This is a genomic window from Glycomyces sp. NPDC049804 (assembly GCF_040674615.1).
GTDB classification, from domain to species: domain Bacteria; phylum Actinomycetota; class Actinomycetes; order Mycobacteriales; family Micromonosporaceae; genus Glycomyces; species Glycomyces niveus.
The window spans coordinates 75,244-92,609 of sequence record NZ_JBFAMQ010000007.1; the positions used below are offsets into that span (position 1 = coordinate 75,244).

General features: G+C 71.4%; 20 protein-coding genes. 16 read left to right on the forward strand and 4 right to left on the reverse strand.

Features of this window, described 5'->3' with window-relative positions:
* The first annotated feature begins 160 nt into the window (after positions 1–160).
* From AB0K52_RS13340 to AB0K52_RS13355, 4 genes are all read left to right on the forward strand, one after another.
* Positions 161–2,188, forward strand: coding sequence for an EAL domain-containing protein (locus AB0K52_RS13340; protein WP_363530779.1), 2,028 nt, complete (start codon positions 161–163; stop codon positions 2,186–2,188).
* 97 nt (positions 2,189–2,285) lie between these two features.
* Positions 2,286–3,263, forward strand: a complete 978-nt coding sequence (locus AB0K52_RS13345) for a sigma-70 family RNA polymerase sigma factor (RefSeq protein ID WP_363530782.1) — start codon at positions 2,286–2,288, stop codon at positions 3,261–3,263.
* A gap of 87 nt (positions 3,264–3,350) precedes the next feature.
* The gene (locus AB0K52_RS13350) at positions 3,351–3,806 is read left to right on the forward strand and encodes a VOC family protein (protein ID WP_363530785.1); all 456 of its coding nucleotides are present in this window, start codon (positions 3,351–3,353) and stop codon (positions 3,804–3,806) included.
* A 72-nt stretch (positions 3,807–3,878) separates the two neighbouring features.
* The gene (locus AB0K52_RS13355) at positions 3,879–4,205 is read left to right on the forward strand and encodes a hypothetical protein (protein WP_363530788.1); all 327 of its coding nucleotides are present in this window, start codon (positions 3,879–3,881) and stop codon (positions 4,203–4,205) included.
* A gap of 86 nt (positions 4,206–4,291) precedes the next feature.
* Here the strand turns inward: AB0K52_RS13355 and AB0K52_RS13360 are convergent, their stop codons facing one another.
* Positions 4,292–4,711: a VOC family protein gene (locus AB0K52_RS13360; protein ID WP_363530791.1), complete on the reverse strand. Its 420-nt coding sequence runs from the start codon at positions 4,709–4,711 to the stop codon at positions 4,292–4,294.
* Positions 4,712–5,015: 304 nt separating this feature from the next.
* Between AB0K52_RS13360 and AB0K52_RS13365 the strand changes: the two genes are divergently transcribed.
* The 9 genes from AB0K52_RS13365 (at position 5,016) to AB0K52_RS13405 (ending at position 13,933) form a co-directional block, all read left to right on the forward strand.
* Positions 5,016–5,372, forward strand: a complete 357-nt coding sequence (locus tag AB0K52_RS13365) for a DUF485 domain-containing protein (protein ID WP_363530793.1) — start codon at positions 5,016–5,018, stop codon at positions 5,370–5,372.
* Positions 5,372–7,051, forward strand: a complete 1,680-nt coding sequence (locus AB0K52_RS13370; RefSeq protein WP_363530796.1) for a cation acetate symporter — start codon at positions 5,372–5,374, stop codon at positions 7,049–7,051. Before AB0K52_RS13365 ends, AB0K52_RS13370 begins: the two co-directional genes overlap by 1 nt.
* A gap of 160 nt (positions 7,052–7,211) precedes the next feature.
* Entirely contained in the window at positions 7,212–8,207 is a 996-nt protein-coding gene (locus AB0K52_RS13375) for a histidine kinase (protein WP_363531442.1), read from the forward strand.
* Between the two features lie 199 nt (positions 8,208–8,406).
* Positions 8,407–9,156, forward strand: coding sequence for a LytTR family DNA-binding domain-containing protein (locus AB0K52_RS13380; protein WP_363530799.1), 750 nt, complete (start codon positions 8,407–8,409; stop codon positions 9,154–9,156).
* The gene (locus AB0K52_RS13385) at positions 9,153–9,503 is read left to right on the forward strand and encodes a hypothetical protein (protein WP_363530802.1); all 351 of its coding nucleotides are present in this window, start codon (positions 9,153–9,155) and stop codon (positions 9,501–9,503) included. The genes AB0K52_RS13380 and AB0K52_RS13385 overlap by 4 nt, the downstream gene beginning before the upstream one ends.
* Positions 9,503–11,056: a cation acetate symporter gene (locus AB0K52_RS13390; protein WP_363530803.1), complete on the forward strand. Its 1,554-nt coding sequence runs from the start codon at positions 9,503–9,505 to the stop codon at positions 11,054–11,056. Before AB0K52_RS13385 ends, AB0K52_RS13390 begins: the two co-directional genes overlap by 1 nt.
* Positions 11,057–11,251: 195 nt before the next feature.
* Positions 11,252–12,055, forward strand: coding sequence for a 23S ribosomal RNA methyltransferase Erm (erm, locus tag AB0K52_RS13395; RefSeq protein ID WP_363530805.1), 804 nt, complete (start codon positions 11,252–11,254; stop codon positions 12,053–12,055).
* Positions 12,056–12,130: 75 nt separating this feature from the next.
* Positions 12,131–13,246: a response regulator gene (locus AB0K52_RS13400; protein WP_363530808.1), complete on the forward strand. Its 1,116-nt coding sequence runs from the start codon at positions 12,131–12,133 to the stop codon at positions 13,244–13,246.
* Between the two features lie 69 nt (positions 13,247–13,315).
* On the forward strand, positions 13,316–13,933 hold the full coding sequence (locus AB0K52_RS13405) for a tyrosine-protein phosphatase (protein ID WP_363530811.1): 618 nt from the start codon (positions 13,316–13,318) through the stop codon (positions 13,931–13,933).
* On the opposite strand, the gene AB0K52_RS13410 is transcribed toward AB0K52_RS13405, so the two are convergent.
* Together AB0K52_RS13410 and AB0K52_RS13415 are read right to left on the reverse strand one after the other, a co-directional pair.
* Positions 13,897–14,547, reverse strand: a complete 651-nt coding sequence (locus AB0K52_RS13410) for a class I SAM-dependent methyltransferase (RefSeq protein WP_363530814.1) — start codon at positions 14,545–14,547, stop codon at positions 13,897–13,899. The two genes, AB0K52_RS13405 and AB0K52_RS13410, sit on opposite strands and share 37 nt — an antisense overlap.
* 11 nt (positions 14,548–14,558) lie before the next feature.
* Positions 14,559–14,861 (reverse strand): metalloregulator ArsR/SmtB family transcription factor, encoded by a 303-nt coding sequence (locus tag AB0K52_RS13415; RefSeq protein ID WP_363530817.1) that lies wholly within the window; start codon positions 14,859–14,861, stop codon positions 14,559–14,561.
* 56 nt (positions 14,862–14,917) lie between these two features.
* Here AB0K52_RS13415 and AB0K52_RS13420 point away from each other — a divergent pair, with 56 nt between their 5' ends.
* From AB0K52_RS13420 to AB0K52_RS13430, 3 genes are all read left to right on the forward strand, one after another.
* Positions 14,918–15,232 (forward strand): cupin domain-containing protein, encoded by a 315-nt coding sequence (locus AB0K52_RS13420; RefSeq protein WP_363530819.1) that lies wholly within the window; start codon positions 14,918–14,920, stop codon positions 15,230–15,232.
* Positions 15,233–15,287: 55 nt separating this feature from the next.
* The gene (locus tag AB0K52_RS13425; RefSeq protein ID WP_363530822.1) at positions 15,288–15,692 is read left to right on the forward strand and encodes a DUF1761 domain-containing protein; all 405 of its coding nucleotides are present in this window, start codon (positions 15,288–15,290) and stop codon (positions 15,690–15,692) included.
* A gap of 149 nt (positions 15,693–15,841) precedes the next feature.
* Positions 15,842–16,708 carry an NAD(P)H-binding protein gene (locus AB0K52_RS13430; protein ID WP_363530825.1) on the forward strand — a complete coding sequence of 289 codons (867 nt, stop codon included), beginning with the start codon at positions 15,842–15,844 and terminating at the stop codon, positions 16,706–16,708.
* Here AB0K52_RS13430 and AB0K52_RS13435 read toward each other — a convergent pair whose 3' ends face one another.
* On the reverse strand, positions 16,709–17,296 hold the full coding sequence (locus tag AB0K52_RS13435) for a hypothetical protein (RefSeq protein ID WP_363530828.1): 588 nt from the start codon (positions 17,294–17,296) through the stop codon (positions 16,709–16,711).
* Positions 17,297–17,366 lie beyond the last annotated feature (70 nt).

A 17,366-nucleotide genomic window follows, 5' to 3' on the forward strand; every position in this document is an offset into this window, starting at 1 on the left:
TTCTGTAATTGGCATGTCGCGCCTGGTCACAACTGTGCCGCATGTGCTCCCGGCGTTGTCTGGGAGCGGAATTCGCGATATGACAGAGGAGTCGGCCGCGACCGGCCCCGGGGGATTCTGGCGCGTCACCCGGAGCGGGCGCGGCAGTGGGAGGAGCGAAATGGCCACGACGCTCATGCGCAACACTGCGCCTAGAGAGCATCCGGGCCGGTACTACGGCTTCATGGCCGCGGTCGCCATCGCGGCGGTCGCCGGTGCCGTCGCCGTGTCCGTCGCGAGCAGCGCGCCGGAGGGCGGCTGGTTCGGCGTGCCCTTCGCGTTCTGGCTCACCGCCGGGCTCGCGATGGTCGCCGAGCTGCGCCCGACCCGCTGGGGCGGGCTGTGGATGTCGCCGATGGCCTCGATCTACCTCGTGTACGTCCTGGCCACCATGATCACCTGGGGCTTCCTGCCCGCGCTGATCGTCCAGTCCGCGGCCATCGGGATGCTGATGGTGCAGCTCAAGGCCTCCGCCTGGCGGGCGGTCTTCAACATCTCCCAGCAGGGCGTCGCGCTCGTCCTCGCCTGGTACGTGTGGGACGCGGTCGCCCACGGCGCGGTCTGGAACGGCGAGGCCGCCCAGCTCCTCGCGGTCTTCGCGGCCGGCTCGGTCTGGACCCTGACGAGCTTCGCGCTGGTCGCCGGCCGCCACAGCCTGCGCACCGACGACGGCTACCTCGACCTGTTCTGGCAGTGGTTCCGCAGCGAATGGGCGCTGCGCGCCACGCAGATCGCCATCGCGCCCATCGTCGCGAGCGCCGCGATCTCCTCGTGGTGGCTGGTGGCGGCCTCCGCGATCCCGATCTTCGCCGTGTACCGCATCCTCCAGACCGCCGCCGACCGCGAGCGCGAGGCCGACCACGACCCGCTCACGGGCCTGCTCAACCGCAAGGGCTTCCAGCAGGCCGTCGACGGCAAGCTCACCGACGCGACCGAGACCGGCACCGCCGTGGCCGTGCTCATCCTCGACCTCGACCGCTTCGCCGACGTCAACTCCGCGCTCGGCCACCAGGTCGGCGATCAGCTCCTCATCGAGCTCGCGCAGCGCTTCGAGGCGGACAAGCCCAAGGGCAAGGTCATCGCGCGCCTGGGCGGCGACGAGTTCGCGTTCATGTGGTCCGAACTGGACGGCATGACCGACCCGATGGAGTGCGCCCGCGAGATCCGCGCCCGCCTCGACGCCCCGATCGTCCTGGGCGACGCGAGCGTCGAAGTGGACGGCTCGGTCGGCGTCGCGGTCTTCCCCGACGACGGCCCGGACTTCCAGACCCTGTTCCGCCACGCGGACATCGCGATGTACGAGTCGAAGCAGCGCGCCTCCTCGTTCGCGCGGTACGCCCCCGAGTTCGACCACAACTCGCCCGAGCGGCTGCTGCTCCTCGGCGACGTGCGCCGCACCCTCGACCACCCCGACACTCCCGGGGTGAACCTCTACTACCAGCCGCAGGTGCGCCTGGTCGACGGCGAGGTCATCGGCGCCGAGGCGCTGCTGCGCTACCACCACCCGGAGCGGGGGATCGTCAACCCGGCCGAGATCATCGAGACCGCCGAGCACTCCTCGGTGATGCGGATGCTCACCGAGCGGGTCGTCGACATCGCCCTGCGCCAGCTCCGCTCCTGGAACGAGTCGGGCTACGACCTGCGCATGGCCGTGAACGTCTCGGTGCGCGACCTGCAGTCGCCGGAGTTCACGGACTTCCTGACCGAGCGCATCGACGCGTACGGGGTGAACGCGGAGAAGCTGCAGCTGGAGATCACCGAGTCGGCGCTCATGGCCGACCCGCGCCGCGTGGTCGTCAACGTGCAGCGCCTCTCCGACCTGGGCGTGGGCATCAGCCTCGACGACTTCGGCACCGGGTTCTCCTCGATGCAGCACCTGCGCCGCCTCCCGGTCACCGAGATCAAGATCGACAAGTCGTTCGTGACCACGCTGATCGACGACCCCGACAACGCCGCGATCGTCTCGACCACGATCGACCTGGGCCGGGCGCTGGACGTGGAGGTCGTGGCCGAGGGCGTGGAGGACGAGAAGGTCCGCAAGCAGCTCGAGGGCTGGGGCTGCCACGCCGGGCAGGGCTGGCACTTCGCCAAGCCGATGGCGCCCGACGCGTTCGAGCGGTGGATGGCCGACCACCGCCGCACCCAGTAAAAGCGCCACAAGGGAGTTTTCGGGCACCTTGCGGCCTGCGCGATCAGATATCCGAGCCGTGATCGTGAATGTCGGTGCCCTGTGTCAGGCTGTGGGCATGAACGCTGCGATAAGAGACGACGTGCTGGCCCAGTTCGAGCCGCACCGGCGCGAGCTGTGCGCGTACGCCTACCGGATGCTCGGCTCCTCGTTCGAGGCCGAGGACGCCGTGCAGGAGGCCTTCACGCGGGCGTGGAAGTCCCACGACTCGTTCGAGGGCCGCTCATCGCTGCGCTCGTGGCTCTACAAGATCACCACGAACGTCTGCCTCGACATGCTCAAGGGCCCGCAGCGCCGGGCCCGCCCGATGGACCTCGCGCCCGCCTCCGACGCGGGCACGCCCCTGCCCGCGCCCGAGCCCGACTACCTGTGGGTCGAGCCGATCCCCGACTCGATGGCCTTCGGCGCCGACCCGGCCGCCGCCGCGGAGGCGAAGGACACGCTCCGGCTCGCGTTCGTGGCCGCCGTCCAGCACCTGCCCGCCAAGCAGCGCGCGGTGATGCTCATGCGCGAGGTCCTGCGCTTCTCCGCGGCCGAGACCGCCGAAGCCCTGCATCTGAGCCCCGCGAGCGTCAACTCGGCGCTGCAGCGCGCCAAGGCGACGATGGAGCAGGTCCACGCCAAGCCCGACGAGTCCTACGAGATCGACGACGCCGATCTGCGCAAGCTCGTCGACGGCTATGTGAGTGCTTTCGAGGCGTACGACATGGACGCCCTCACGGCCCTGTGCACGCAGGACGTGGCGCTCTCGATGCCGCCGTTCCCGCTGTGGGTCCAGGGCCACGCGAGCGTCGCCGAGTTCATGGTCACCACCGGCAAGGGCTGCGAGAACTCCAAGCTCGTCCCGGTCAGCGCCAACGGCCTCCCGGCGTTCGGGCACTACAAGCCGAGCGACACGCCGGGCGTGTGGGAGCCGTGGTCGATCACCGTCCTCGAACTCGAGGGCGGCAAGATCTCCGGCCTCAACTACTTCCTGGACACGGAGAAGCTCTTCCCGCTCTTCGGCCTCCCGCCCGAATACCGCGAGCAGGCCTGACGTCCGCCGCCCCGCCCTCCTGCTGCAGGAGCGCGGGGCGGTCTTCGTTTCCGGGACACTGTCACACCCCCGCCTTACGCTCGCGGTATGCCTGTGCACTTCAAGATCGTCATCGACTGCGCCGACCCCCACCGCCTCGCGGCCTTCTGGGCCGAGGCCATGGACTACCGGGTCGAGGACCACTCGCCCTTCATCGCGGGCCTCCTCGCCAAGGGCTTCATCACCGCCGACCTCCTCACCGAGGTCGACGGCCACCACGCCTGGAAGACCCTCGCCGCGGTCCGCAACCCCGACGACCCCTTCGACTCGACCACGGACGCGGGGCAGGGCATGCGCCTGCTCTTCCAGCAGGTCCCCGAGCCGAAGACCGTGAAGAACCGCCTCCACCTCGACCTCCACGTCGGCGCCGACCAGATCGACTCCGAGGTGAAGCGCCTCGAAGCGCTCGGCGGCACCCGCTTGAGCGACCGCTTCAACGAGAACGGGGCCGAATGGATCGTCATGGGCGACCCCGAAGGCAACGAATTCTGCGTCCACTCCTGACGGTCCTTCACACGGGCCTCCGCGCCTGGGATGATGAGGGTCTACCCGCACATGCCCAAACGGAGGCCCGATGTGGACGAATTCCCCGATGAAAGCCCCAGCCTGCCGGAGCCCACGGGCGGAGGCCTCGACGTGGGCGCCCTGAGACCCTGGCACCTGCTCCTCCTGCTCGGCCTGCTCGTGGTGATCGGCGGGATCGTCCTGACAATCGTGCTCGTCGCGAACGCGTCCAGGAAGCCGCGCTACCACTACCAGCCGCAGATGCACCCGTCGCCCGGCCCGCAGCAGTGGCAAGGCGGACCGCCGCCCGGCGCCCCCCAGCAACTTCCATACCCGCCCGGAACCCAGACGCCCCCGTCCCCGCCGGGCGCCCCGCCGCCGGGAAGCCCTCCGGCCTGAGGCCCGCTGCACGCCCGGCGGCACCAGTCCGAGTGCATGAAGAAGGGCCGCAACGCTTTGCGTTGCGGCCCTCAGGGTTTCCCGGATCAAGCCTGGGGATAGGGCATGTAGAACGGCTCCCACTGGTGGCCGTCGAGGTCGAGGAAGGTGCGGCCGTACATGCCGACCTCGGCCTCCTGGGCGCGGCGGTCCTGCTTGGCGGTCTCCTCGGTGCCGCCGGCCTTGAGGGCGGCGTCGGTGAGCTCGTCGACGGCCTCGCGGTCCGGCAGGGCCAGCGCGTAGGCGGCGGCTGAGAACTTCGCGGTGTCGGCGATCGGACGCTCGGCGAAGGTCGTGTAGAACTCCCTGGTCAGCAGCATCAGGCAGATGTTGTCGTCGACGACGACGCACGCGGCGTTCTCGTCGGTGAAGTCCGGGTTGATGCTCCATCCGAGCGCCTCGTAGAACGCCTTCGCCGCGTCGAGGTCGGCCACGGGCAGGTTCAGGAAGATCATCTTGTTCGCCATCGTGCGGTCCTTTCGCTGTTCCAATGCCTTCACCAGTACAGACGAGATCGCTTCGCGGGATTCATCGTTCGCGAGGAAGGAACCCGCGGGAACCGTTCGCCGACCGTTCGCCGACCGCTCGGCGGGGCTTTCACCGCAGGAAGCGAACCCTCTAGCGACACGCGTCACAGCAATGCTTCACGCGGCCGCCCACGCCTCATAGGTTGCTTGTAAACCCGTCACCGCGTCGACATGCGCCAGAAACGTCGGCCCGGAAAAGCCCTGGGCGCCCGCCCAGTACAGCCCTTCAAGGAGGAACGGCCCGATGGCTACGACCCCCACCCGCGACGGACCGCCGCCCGAGGTCACGGACGACCAGCTCGCGTCGTACCACGACGACCCGCGGTTCGCCGAGCTCAAGCGCCGCCTGTTCCGCTTCATCGTGCCCGCGACGATCGGCTTCCTCGCCTGGTACCTGCTGTACGTGCTCCTCTCCGCGTACGCCCGCGACTTCATGGGCACCGTCCTGTTCGGCAACATCAACGTGGCGCTCCTCCTCGGCCTTGGCCAGTTCGTCTCCACGTTCGGCATCGCCTGGGGCTACTCGCGCTACGCCTCCCGCAATTACGACCCCAAGGCGATCGAGCTCCACGACGCCATCCACTACGGAGAGGACCGCTGATGGACCTCCTCGCACAAGCCGAAGGCACCGGCCGCACCCTGACCATGGTCCTGTTCCTGCTCACGGTGGCCATCACCGTCGTGATCTCGGTCTGGGGCCACCGGTACACCAAGACCGCCGCCGACTTCCACTCCGGCGGCCGCAGCTTCTCCGCATGGCAGAACGGCTTCGCGATCGCCTCCGACTACATGTCGGCGGCCTCGTTCCTCGGCATCGCCGGGACGATCGCCCTGTTCGGCTACGACGGGTTCCTCTACTCGATCGGCTTCCTCGTCGCCTGGCTCGTGGCGCTACTGCTCGTCGCCGAGATGCTGCGGAACACCGGCCGCTTCACCATGGCGGACGTGCTGTCGTTCCGGATGCGCCAGCGCCCGGTCCGCACCGCGGCGGCGGTCTCGACGCTGAGCGTGTCGATCTTCTACCTGCTCGCCCAGATGGTCGGCGCCGGCGCGCTCATCGCGCTGCTGCTCGGCATCAAGGAAGGCGAGACCTACCTGGGCATGGACGCGGCGACCGCGAAGATCGCGGGCATCGTCCTCGTCGGGCTCATCATGACCCTCTACGTCGCCCTCGGCGGCATGAAGGGCAACACCTGGGTGCAGATCTTCCAGGCGATGGTCCTCGTCGGCGGCGCGCTCGTCCTGACGCTGATGGTGCTCGCCCAGTACGGGTTCAACGTCTCGGAGCTGCTCGGCGACGCCGCGGCCGCGTCGGGCCACGGCGCGGCCTTCCTCGAACCGGGGCTGCGCTACGGCGTGGAGGTGCCGGGCGACGCGGTCCAGACGATGTGGAACAAGCTCGACCTCGTGAGCCTGGGCCTGGCCCTGGTCCTCGGCACGGCCGGGCTCCCGCACGTGCTCATCCGCTTCTACACGGTGCCGGACGCCCGGATCGCCCGCCGCTCCATCAACTGGGGCATCGGCCTGATCGGCGCCTTCTACCTGATGACCCTGGTGCTCGGCTTCGGCGCGGCCGCCATCGTCGGGTATGAGGCGATCACCGCGCAGAACCCGGCCGGCAACACGGCGGCGCCGCAGCTGGCCGAAGTCATCGGCGGCGAGGCCGGCGGGTCCACCGTCGGCGCGATCATGCTCGCGGTCATCGCCTCGGCGGCGTTCGCCGCGATCCTCTCCACGGTCTCCGGCCTGGTGATCGCGTCCTCGTCGTCGCTGGCGCACGACCTGTACAACAGCGTCCTCCGCCACGGCAAGGCCTCCGAGAAGGAGGAGGTCGGGGTCGCCAAGCTCGCCTCGATCGCGATCGGCGTCGTGGCGATCGTGCTGGCGATCTTCGCGCAGAACCTCAACGTCGCCTTCCTGGTGGGCCTCGCCTTCGCGGTGGCCGCCTCCGCGAACCTGCCCACGCTTCTGCTGAGCCTGTTCTGGAAGCGGTTCAACACCAGCGGCGCCCTCTGGGGCATCTACGGCGGCCTGATCGCCTCGCTGCTCCTGGTCGTCTTCTCTCCGGTGTTCTCCGGAGCCGAAACCTCGCTGCTCGGCGAAGGGGTCGACATCGCATGGTTCCCGATGTCGAACCCTGGCTTGGTCTCCATTCCGCTCGGTCTCATCTGCGCCGTGGTCGGCACGCTGATGAGCGACGAGTCCCGCACGGACCGGTTCGCGACCCTCCAGGTGAGGGCGCTGACCGGCGCGGGCTCTGAGCGGGCTGTGAGTCACTAGGCCGCCCCATTGGCGGGGAGGGCCGGGGCGGCCCTCCCCGCCGTTATGTGCGCCACGTTACAGTGATGACGTGATCCCCGGTCGCCTCTCCGCCTCGCTCCGCGCCTCGAGGCTCGCCTCGACGCGGCGCCGCGCGCTGGGCTCCGGCACGCTCGCCGCGCTGCGGCTCTCCCGCCAGATCGGCGAGTCCCTCGCGGACGGTCTCACGGGGAAGGGCGCGCCGGTGGCGGCGCGCCGCCTCGCGAAGCTCCTCGCGGCCGACGCGGTGGCGCTGGCCGACTGCGACCGGTTCATCGCGGTCTCCGGCGCGCTCGATCCGGTCGCGTCCCAGGGCATTCTCGCGGAGACGCTCGACGTGCTCGAGCCGGTGACGGCCCCGCCGCTGCGGGCCTCGCCGCTGGTCGTCTCGGGCGACCTCGTGGGGTGCCTGGTCGTGGCGGGGGAGGTGAGCGACGCCGAGGTCGCCGAGGCCGCGCACCTGGTGGCGACCGCGCTCGACCACGCCGACCTCGACCGGTCCCGGGAGCGGATCGCCGCGGCCGACCTGCGCACACTGCGGGCCCAGATCTCGCCGCACTTCATGCACAACGCCCTGGCCGCGATCAGCGCCCACACCCGCACCGACCCCGAGCGGGCCCGTGAACTGCTCACGGACTTCTCGGACTACCTGCGGTACTCGTTCGCGAACACCGGCGACTACGCCACGGTCGCCGATGAGCTGCAGGCGGTGCAGACCTACCTCGAGCTGCAGCGGGCCCGCTTCGACGACCGCCTCGACATCACCGTCCGCATCGCCCCGGAGGTCCTGCCCGTGCCCATCCCGTTCCTCGTCGTGCAGCCGATCGTGGAGAACGCCGTGCGCCACGGCTTCGAGTCGAAGCCCGGCACCGGCCACATCGCGGTGCGCGGGTTCTCCGAGGGCGCGCTGTGCGTGATCGAGGTCGAGGACGACGGCGCGGGCATGGATCCGGAGGACGCGAAGGCGATCCTGACCGGCAGCCGCCAGGGCGCCGGCCGCATCGGTCTCGCCAATGTGGACAGGCGACTGCGGGCGGTGTACGGCCCCGAGTACGGACTGTGGCTCGACACCGCCCCGGGCGCGGGCACCAAGGCGACCGTGAGAATCCCCCGCTACGCCCGAGGAGTGCACGCATGACCGGCCCCCTCGATGCGGTCGTAGGGCATGCCCCTTCCCACCCGCATCCGCCTCCGACCAACCAGGGAAATAGGACGACGATCCCACACGGGTCCGACACGCCGCCGAACGCGACGCCCGGTCGCGTCCGCCGGTCGGACGGCCGCCTTCCCCGCAGCGGCCCGCTTCGCGGCCCTTCCCCGAACCGGAGTGAACGCTGATGAGTCCCCTGCGCGTGCTCGTCGTCGAAGACGAGCCGTCCACCCGCACCGAACTCGCCGGGCAGCTCGCCGAGCTGCCCGCCGTCGGCGAGGTCGTGGCCGCGGCCGGCGGCGACGAGGCGGTGCGCCTCCTCGGCTCCGGCTCGTTCGACGCCGCGTTCCTCGACATCGCCATGCCCGGCCTCACCGGCATGGACGTCGCCCGCATCCTCCGGCGCCTCTCCGACCCGCCCGAGATCGTGTTCGTCACCGCCTACGACAACCACGCCGTGGAGGCCTTCGGCCTCGGGGCCGCCGACTACCTGCTCAAGCCCTTTCGGCCCGAACGCCTCGCCGAGGCCGTCGCCCGCATCGGCGGCCGCCGCACCGCGCCCGTGGTGGGGGACAAAGCCGACGACCTCGCCGTCGTCCAGGTCGAGCTCGCCGGCCGCACCGTGTTCGTGCGCCGCGACGACATCGCCTACGCCGAAGCGCACGGCGACTACGTGCGCCTCCACTCCAGCCAGGGCTCCCACCTCCTGCGCCAGTCCCTCACCTACCTCGAACAGGTCTGGGACGCAGCCGGTTTCGTGCGCGCGCACCGCTCCTTCCTCATCAACCTCGGCCACGTCACCGAACTGCGCGTGACCTCCTCGGCCGGCCTCGTCGCCGTCACCGAGCCCGGCGAGGTCCCCGTCAGCCGCCGCCACTCCCGGCTCCTGCGCGAACGGCTCCTCCAGGCCGCCAGGGAAGGCGGCGCGCACCGATGAACCAGCGTGTGCGCGTCACCAGCCCGCAGACCCGGCTCGCCCTGCGCCGCCGGTCCGACGCCACGCGCCGCCTCAACCGCCTCGCGGGCCAACCCCAGGTCGACCGCAGCGCCATCGACCTCGCCGACGCCGAACGCGCCCTCCACCGCCAGCGCCGCCTCGCCGTCCGCACCGCCGCCGCGCTCCTGTGCGCGCTCGCGGCCCTGCTCACCGCGGCGGTGCTCACGCCCGGCCGCCTCGGCTGGGCCGTGCTGTTCTTCGCGCCCTACCCGGTCCTGCTCGCGCTCGCCGCGTTCCATGTGCGGCGCGCCGAGCGCATCGAGTCCGAGTACTGCGAGGGCGACTGATGCTCGGCCTGGCCGCCATCAGCCTGATCCTCGCCGCCAGCGTCGTCATCGGCGTGTGGGGCGTGCGCGCCGCCCGCTCCACACCGGACTTCCTGGTGGCCTCGCGCAGCATCGTCCCCGGCTGGAACGCCCTCGCCATCGCGGGCGAGTACGTCTCGGCCGCTTCGGTGCTGGGGCTCGCGGGCCTGCTGGTCAAGAACGGCGTGGGCGCGATGTGGTACGCGGTGGGGTTCACCGCCGGGTACGTGCTCGTCGCGGCGCTCGCGGCCGGGCCGATGCGCCGCAGCGGCGCGTACACGGTGCCCGACTTCGCGGAGTACCGGCTCGGCTCGCCGCGCATCCGGCGCATGTGCGGGCTGGTCGTGCTCGTCATCATGCTCCTGTACCTGCTGCCGCAGTTCAAGGCGGCCGGGGTCGTGCTCGAACTCGTCTCCGGCATCCCGTACTGGATCGGCGTGGTCGGCGCGGGCCTCGTGGTCTCCTCCACGATCGCGGTCGGCGGGATGCGCTCGGCGACGTACGTGCAGGCCTTCCACTACCTGGTGAAGCTCGCGTTCATCGCCGGGCCGGCGGTGTTCCTCATCGCGCTGGCCGGCCGGGACCGGCGCGAGGCGGCCCTCGACCTGAGCGCCGACCCCGACTGGTCGCGCCCGCTCCTCGACCTCGACGGCTCCGGGCACCCGCTGCTGGCCACGATCTCGGTCCTGGTCGCGACCACGCTGGGCGCCATGGGTCTCCCGCACGTCGTGATGCGCTTCCACACCGTCGCGGGCGCCCGCGCGGCCCGCCGCGTCGCCGTCTCGGTGATCGTGCTGCTCAGCATGTTCTACCTGTGGCCCATCGTGTACGGGCTCCTCGGCCGCGTCACCACGCCCGAACCCGAGGAGACGGACGTCGTGCCGCTCCTGGTGCCCGGCGCTATCGTTCCGGGCACGGCGGGCGCGGTCCTGACCGCACTGGTCGCGGCAGGCGCGTTCGCGGCGTTCCTCTCGACCTCGTCGGGGCTCCTGCTCGCGCTGGCCGGGGGCCTCTCGCACGACCTGTTCGGCGGGTCGCTCTCGCGGCTGCGGCTCGGGGTCGTGGTCGGCACCGCGCTCGCGGTCGCGCTGTCGCTCCCGGCGGCGGATGTGGACATCAACGTGCTCGTCGGCTGGGCGTTCGCGGTGGCGGCCTCCACCTTCTGCCCCTTGCTGACACTCGGCATCTGGTGGCGCGGCCTCACCGCGACCGGTGCGACCGCGGGCCTGCTCGTGGGCGCGTGCACCTCCACGGGGGCCGCGCTCGCGTCGGTGGTCCTCGACCTCGAACCCGGGGTCGTCTCGGTGCTCCTGGCTCAACCGGCACTGTGGACGGTGCCGCTCGCGTTCCTCGTCATGGCCGCCGCCTCCCGACCCGGTGACGTGCCGGACTGGGCCAGCGAGGCGGTGCTGCGCCTCCACGTGCCCGGCCGCTACTCCTCGGGCGACACCGGCGCGATCCCGCGCGCGAGGCGCGGACAGCGCCCGCCGCAGGGCTCCCTTAAACGGGTGGACGCTTCGGGCGAAACCGGATAGCCTCGCGGGCATGGCAGGATCTCCGGGGTTGAACGCGTGCGCCGCGTTCTGCCCGTGCTTCATTCGGCTGCGCGCGGCGGCCTAGGCCCCCGCAAGCGCTTCTCACTCGACCGCCGTCCGACCGGCGGCTGCGCCCCTGTGCGGGCCTAGGCGAATCGATTCGTCCTGATTCGACTCGTCTCATGGAGCTTTCCCATGTCCCGCAGCCAATTTCCGCGCGCCCGCGAAACCAGGCAACTCTCGAACCGCAAGGCGCTCTCCCAGAACTTCCTGCGCAACCCGCACCTCGCCCGCGAGTTCGTCGACTCGGCCGGCATCGGCCCCGGCGACCACGTCGTCGAGGTCGGCCCCGGCGACGGCATGGTGACCCGGCCGCTGCTGGGCCGCGCCGGCCGCGTCACCGCCTACGAGAAGGACCGCCACTTCGCCGAACGCCTCCGCTCCCGGCTCGGCCACCACGAGCACTTCCGCTGCCACCGCGCCGACTTCCGCGACGTGCACCCGCCCGACGAGCCGTTCCACGTGGTCGCCAACGCGCCTTTCGGGATCACCACCGACATCGTCCGCTGGTGCCTCAACGCGCCCGCGCTCGCCTCGGCCGCACTCGTGACCCAGCTCGAGTTCGCCCGCAAGCACACCGGCGACTACGGCCGCTGGAGCCGCCTCACCGTCGAGCACTGGCCCGCGTTCGAGTTCGCACTCGGCATGCGCATCGACCGCCGCGAGTTCCGGCCCGTGCCGCAGGTCGACGCCGCCGCGATCCACCTGCGCCGCCGCCCGACGCCCTTGCTGCCCGAGGCCGACCTGGCCGACTGGCGCGACCTCGTGGACCTCGGCTTCTCCGGCGTCGGCGGCTCCCTCGTGGCCTCCCTGTGCCGCGTCGTGCCCCGGCGCGACGCCCACCGCGCCTGCGCCGAGGCCGGCATCGACCGCGGGCAGGTCGTCGGACACGTCCCGCCGGACCGCTGGATCGCCCTCTACGAGGCCCTGACCCGTTGAGCCACCGGAGGTACCGGGGCAATGGGCGATTAAGGTGGAGACGCCCGGCCCCGGTACCCCCTTTTGGAGCCAACGATGAGCGAAGCCATCTGGATCGAACTGATCAAGGTGCTGCCCGCCTTCCTCTGGATCGGCTTCGGCTTCATCGCGCTGGCCGTCGCCAAGCGCATCTTCACCGCCCAGGCCCCGCGCATGACCAAGGTCGAGACCCCTTGGGTCACAGTCGAACTCGCCCAGCAGGCCATCGAGCAGGCCGCGGAGCAGGCCGCAGGGCGCGGCCCCGCGCCGATCCCGCCGCCGGTCGAACCGGACTGGGCCTCGCTCTACCCCCTGCCGGCCCAACCGGTCCCGCCCGGCAACGGCACGGTCTACGGCAACCCTCCGCCGTCCCCTCCGGTCGTCCCGTCCCCGCCCGCCGAACCCGCCGACGAGGACATCGAAGACGTCCAGACCGCGCCCCCCGAACCGGACCCGGCCCTGCTCGCCACGCCCCCGGCCGACGCCTCCGAGGCCCCGCGGCCGGTCGGCCACAAACCGAAGCCCACCCTGACCGCCCCGAACCAGCAGGCCCCGAACATCCCGCCCACGTACCCGGTCCTGGCCCCGCCGCCCGGCAACCCGTACTACCCGGCGCCGGGCCAGAACGCCCCGTACTGGGGCCGGCCCGCACCGGCCTACCAGCCGCCCGCGTACCAGCCCGCCCCGTCCGACACCCGGAGCCGCCGCGCCGCGACGAAACTCGCGCTGGCCGCCGGCGACCTCCAGGGCGGCGCGATCCTGTGGGTCGACGACCATCCTGAATGGAACGAGACCCTGGTGCGGCTCTTCCGCACGGCCGGGATCACCGTGGACACGGCGCTCTCCACCGACGAGGCCGTGCGCGCGCTCCGGCACCGGCCGTACGACCTGGTCATCACCGACATGCGCCGCGAAGGCGAACCCGACGGCGACACCGCCGGGACGAAGCTCCTCGACCGCATGGTCACCGCGGGCATCCCCACGCCCGCCGTGATCCTCTCGAGCAACCCGAGCGCGCACACGGCCGCGGCCCTGCACCCCCGCGCGATCACCACGACGAACAGCCCCGAGAAGCTCGTCGACATCGTGGTCGAGTTCGTGGCCGACCGCCGCCGCGACCAGCAGCCCGCCGCCGGGGGCTCCAGCTGGATCGACCGGCTCACCGGAAACTGACAAGGCACCTCGATCGAAGCCCCCTGCTGTACCGTTCGCCCCCACGCCGCCGAGCCGAATGGAGCGCCGATGCCCTTTCTCGATCTGCCCGACTGCGTGAACGCCCGCGATCTCGGGGGGACTCCGCTCGCGAACGGCGGCTCGGTTCGGGTGAATGCGTTGCTGCGCTCGGACAACCACGACCTGCTGACCGAGGTCGGCATTGCGGCGGTCCGCGCGCTCGGGGTGCGGCGGATCATCGATCTGCGGCACGGCTGGGAGGCGCGGGAGTTCCCGAGCCCGTTCGCCGATGACGAGGTCTATGTGAACCTGCCGCTGCTGGGCGTCTACCCGGGCTTCGACCCGACCGCACCCGACGACTACCGGCCCGAGGTCGACCACGCTCCTGAACGCGTCGCCGCCGCGTTCATCGCGCTCGCCGAGGCACCGCCGGGCCCGGTCCTGGTCCACTGCCATGGCGGCCGCGACCGGACCGGCATCCTCGTGGCGCTGGCTTTGACGATCGCCGGAGCGTCACCTGACGACATCGTCGCCGACTACGCCCTCACCGAAGGGACCGACCCGGAGACCATGCAGGACCTGCTCGACCACTTCGACAGCGCGCATGGGGGAGTGGCCGCGTACCTCGCGGCCGCGGGGGTCGCCGATGCTCACTTCGAAGCGGTGAGGCGGCGCATCAGCAGGTGACCGCGGCGGTAGCGTTCCCCGGCGCGCGGCTCGCGCAGCATCCGGCCGATCTCAGAGAAACCGGCCTCGCCCAGCAGCCGGGCGAGCTCGTCGATCGGCCAGCGGTAGGCCGGAACCACTCGGGTGTCGTACTGGGTGACCGGGTCGCCCTCGGATTCGAAGAACGCGACCAGCAGACACCCGTCAGGGGCGATCACCCGGCGGAACTCCGCGAAGTACGCCGCCACCTTCCGCGGCGGGGCGTGGATCACGGAGTACCAGGAGACGACGCCGCGGAGCGCGCCGTCCGGCAGGTCGAGCGCGTCCATGGAGCCCACCTCGAACCGCAGATCGGGATGCTCCTGCCGCGCGATGTCGATCATCGCGGGCGACAGGTCCACGCCGAAGACCTCCAGCCCCAGATCCCGCAGGTGCGCGGTCACCCGGCCGGGCCCGCACCCCAACTCGGCCACGAGCCCCGGCCCGCCCGACCGCACGTACTCGGCGAACGCGGCCAGCACCGCCCGATCGAGCGGGAGCCCGTCGAACTCGTCGCGCACGATCTCGGCGTACTCGACCGCCACCCGGTCATACGCTTCCGTTGTGGCACTGAGGTGTTCGGACGCATCAGGCATGGTCGAGCATCCTACGCGCCACTGGAGCGGGCATCGCCCGCAGCGGCGTCGAGCGCCCGCACCAGATCGCCCACGCTCGCCGACGACAGCCGGTATCGCATGACCCGGCCGTCCCGGTCGGCCGCCACCAGACCGGCGTCGCGGAGCGTCGCGAGGTGGTTGGAGACGTTCGGCTGGGTGCTGCCCGTGCGCGCCACCAACTCGCCGACCGAGGCCTCGCCCGCGGCCAGTGTGCGAAGCAGCGCAAGGCGAACGCGGCAGCCGAGCGCGCGCCCGATGTCGAACAGCCGGTCGTCTACGTCGAGGTAATCCATCAGGGTTGCATGATACATTCCGTTCGTATCACAATCTACTGATATATGGAGGAGTCATGACCGACATGATCTGGTCGCACGTGGACGACGTCCCCGCCCGCAACTTCACCGACGGCATCACCCTTCGCCGGATGTGGCAGGGCGAAGGCGGCCGCTCCTGCCATGTCGTGGACATCGCCCCCGGCGCCGTCTGGCCGGACCTCGACGTCCACGAACCCGGACCCGAAGAGGTCTTCGTCGTCTCCGGCGTCTTCAACGACGGCGTGCGCGACTACCCGCCCGGCTCGTTCATCCACTGCCCGGCCGGCTCCAGCCACGTCCCGCAATCGACCACGGGCTGCCGCCTGTTCGTCTTCTACCCGGAAGGGTGAGGCGCCGGCGCGGTTCGGGGCCGAAATGTCGGGGTCTCCTGCCATCATCAGCGCCATGGGAATCAACTGGTCGGCGACGGCGCTCGCGCTCGCGGTGGGCATGGTCGTGGCGGGAGTCTGGTACGGCAAGGCGTTCTCGGCTCTCTGGGCGGCACTGACGGGCATCGACCCGGCGGATTCCAAGCGGGCCAGCAGGCGGAACATGGTGCAGCTGCTCATCGCGAACGGCCTGAGCGCGGTCGGGCTCGCATTCGGCATCGCGATCGCGGCGGAGGCCGCCGGTGACGACTCGGTGTGGCTGGCGCTGGTCGTCGGGTTCGCGGCGTGGTCGACGCTCTCCGCATCGACCCTGCTGCAGCACAACGCGTTCGAGCTGAAGCCCGCGAAGCTGACGGTACTGAACACCGCGTATCAGCTCGTGCTGTTCCTCGCCATGGCGCTCGTGATCGGGTTGTTCTAACGCCTCGCCGGTGCGCCCGGGGGAGCAAGGCGGCGTGCGAGCTGCGACCGGGGCGGTAGCACCGGATGCCTGCGACAGTGCGATGACACGGGTCCCGTTGCAGGGCAAGGTAGGTCGTGCATCGTCCGCCACCCGATGGGAGCAGCCCCATGATCCTCGTAACCGGTGCCACCGGCGCTGTCGGCCGTCCGCTCGTCGCCGCGCTCGCCTCGCGCGGGGTCGCGGTCCGGGCCGTCAGCCGTGATCCGGAGAACGCCGGACTCCCGGCCGGCGTCGAGGTCGTCGCCGGCGACCCGTCGCGGCCCGAGACGATCGCCCCGCACTTCGAAGGCGTGACGGCGGTCTTCATGAACTCCAGGGCGATCCGTGACGCCACGGCCGCGTTCGCCGACCTCGCCCGCGAGCGCGGCGTGCGCCGCCTCGTCGCGCTGGCCGCGTACAACGTCGATCAGGACCTCGCGCTGCAGCCGTCGCGGTACGTCCGCGACCGCAACCGCGAATGCGAGGCCGCCGCCGAGTCCAGCGGCCTCGCATGGGTGAGCCTGCGCCCCCAGGTGTACGCCCACATGGCGCTCCCGCAGTGGGGCGGGCAGCTCGCGGCGGGCGACGAGGTGGCCTGGCCCTACGCCGATTTCGCCGAAGCCGTCATCGACCCGCGGGACGTCGCCGAAGTCGCCGCCCTGGCGCTGCTCGACGACGGCTTGCACGGGACCAAGCCGGTCCTCACCGGCCCGGCGGCGGTCACACAGGCCGAAATGGTCGCGACCATAGCCGACGTGACCGGCAGGCCCCTGCGGCTCCGCGAGTCCACAGTGGTGGAGTTCGCCGACCTGATCGCCGCGATGGGCCTGCCGCCGGAGCTGGCGGCCTCGTTCATCGCCAGGTACGCCGCATTCGAGGGCCGGGCCCCCGAGCTCACCGACGACGCGGCCCGCCTCCTCGGCCGCCCGCCCCGCACCTACCGGGACTGGGCCGCCGACCACGCTGCGCTCCTCGCGGGGCTGCGGCCCGCCTGATCACGCGGCGAGGTCGCGGATGTCGGCGGCGAAGCGTTTGGGCGCGTTGAGGTGCGGGAAGGCGCCCTCGGTCTCGTACGTCGTGCAGACCGCTCCCGGGATGCGCCCCTCCAGCCAGGTCTCGTACCCGGCGCCGGGCAGGGAGGCGAAGACCGACAGGTAGCGGCATCGCGGGCGGCGGGGGCCGTCGACGATCTCCTGCCGCGCTCGTTCGCGGTCGGGGTCGGGCAATGATTCGTCAAGGCGCGCTTCGATGTTGACCACGGCGTGGGCCACGTAGCGGGCCGCGAAGAGCGTCGCCACGAGGGCCGCCGGGCCGTGGCCGACCACGATCGGGGCGCGTGTGCCCATGGCGGCGACGTAGTCGGCGAGGGTTTCGGCCTGGTCGCCGATCGGCCGGTGTTCGGGGAGATCGAGGACGGCGACGGCGTGCTCGCTCGCGAGGCGGGCGGCCACCGGCCACCAGGCCGAGCGGTCGGCGCCGGTCTCGCTGAGCAGGAGGACGGGGCGGCCGTCGGCGCCCCAGCGGTCGCCGTCGCGTTCGCGGTCGGGGTCTTGGAGGAGGTCTTCGAATCGCAGGGCAGGCATGGCGTGGCTCCTGTCGGATGGTCGCGGGACGTCGGCCGGGCAGGGCAAGGCGGCACCGCGGTCGCGGTGC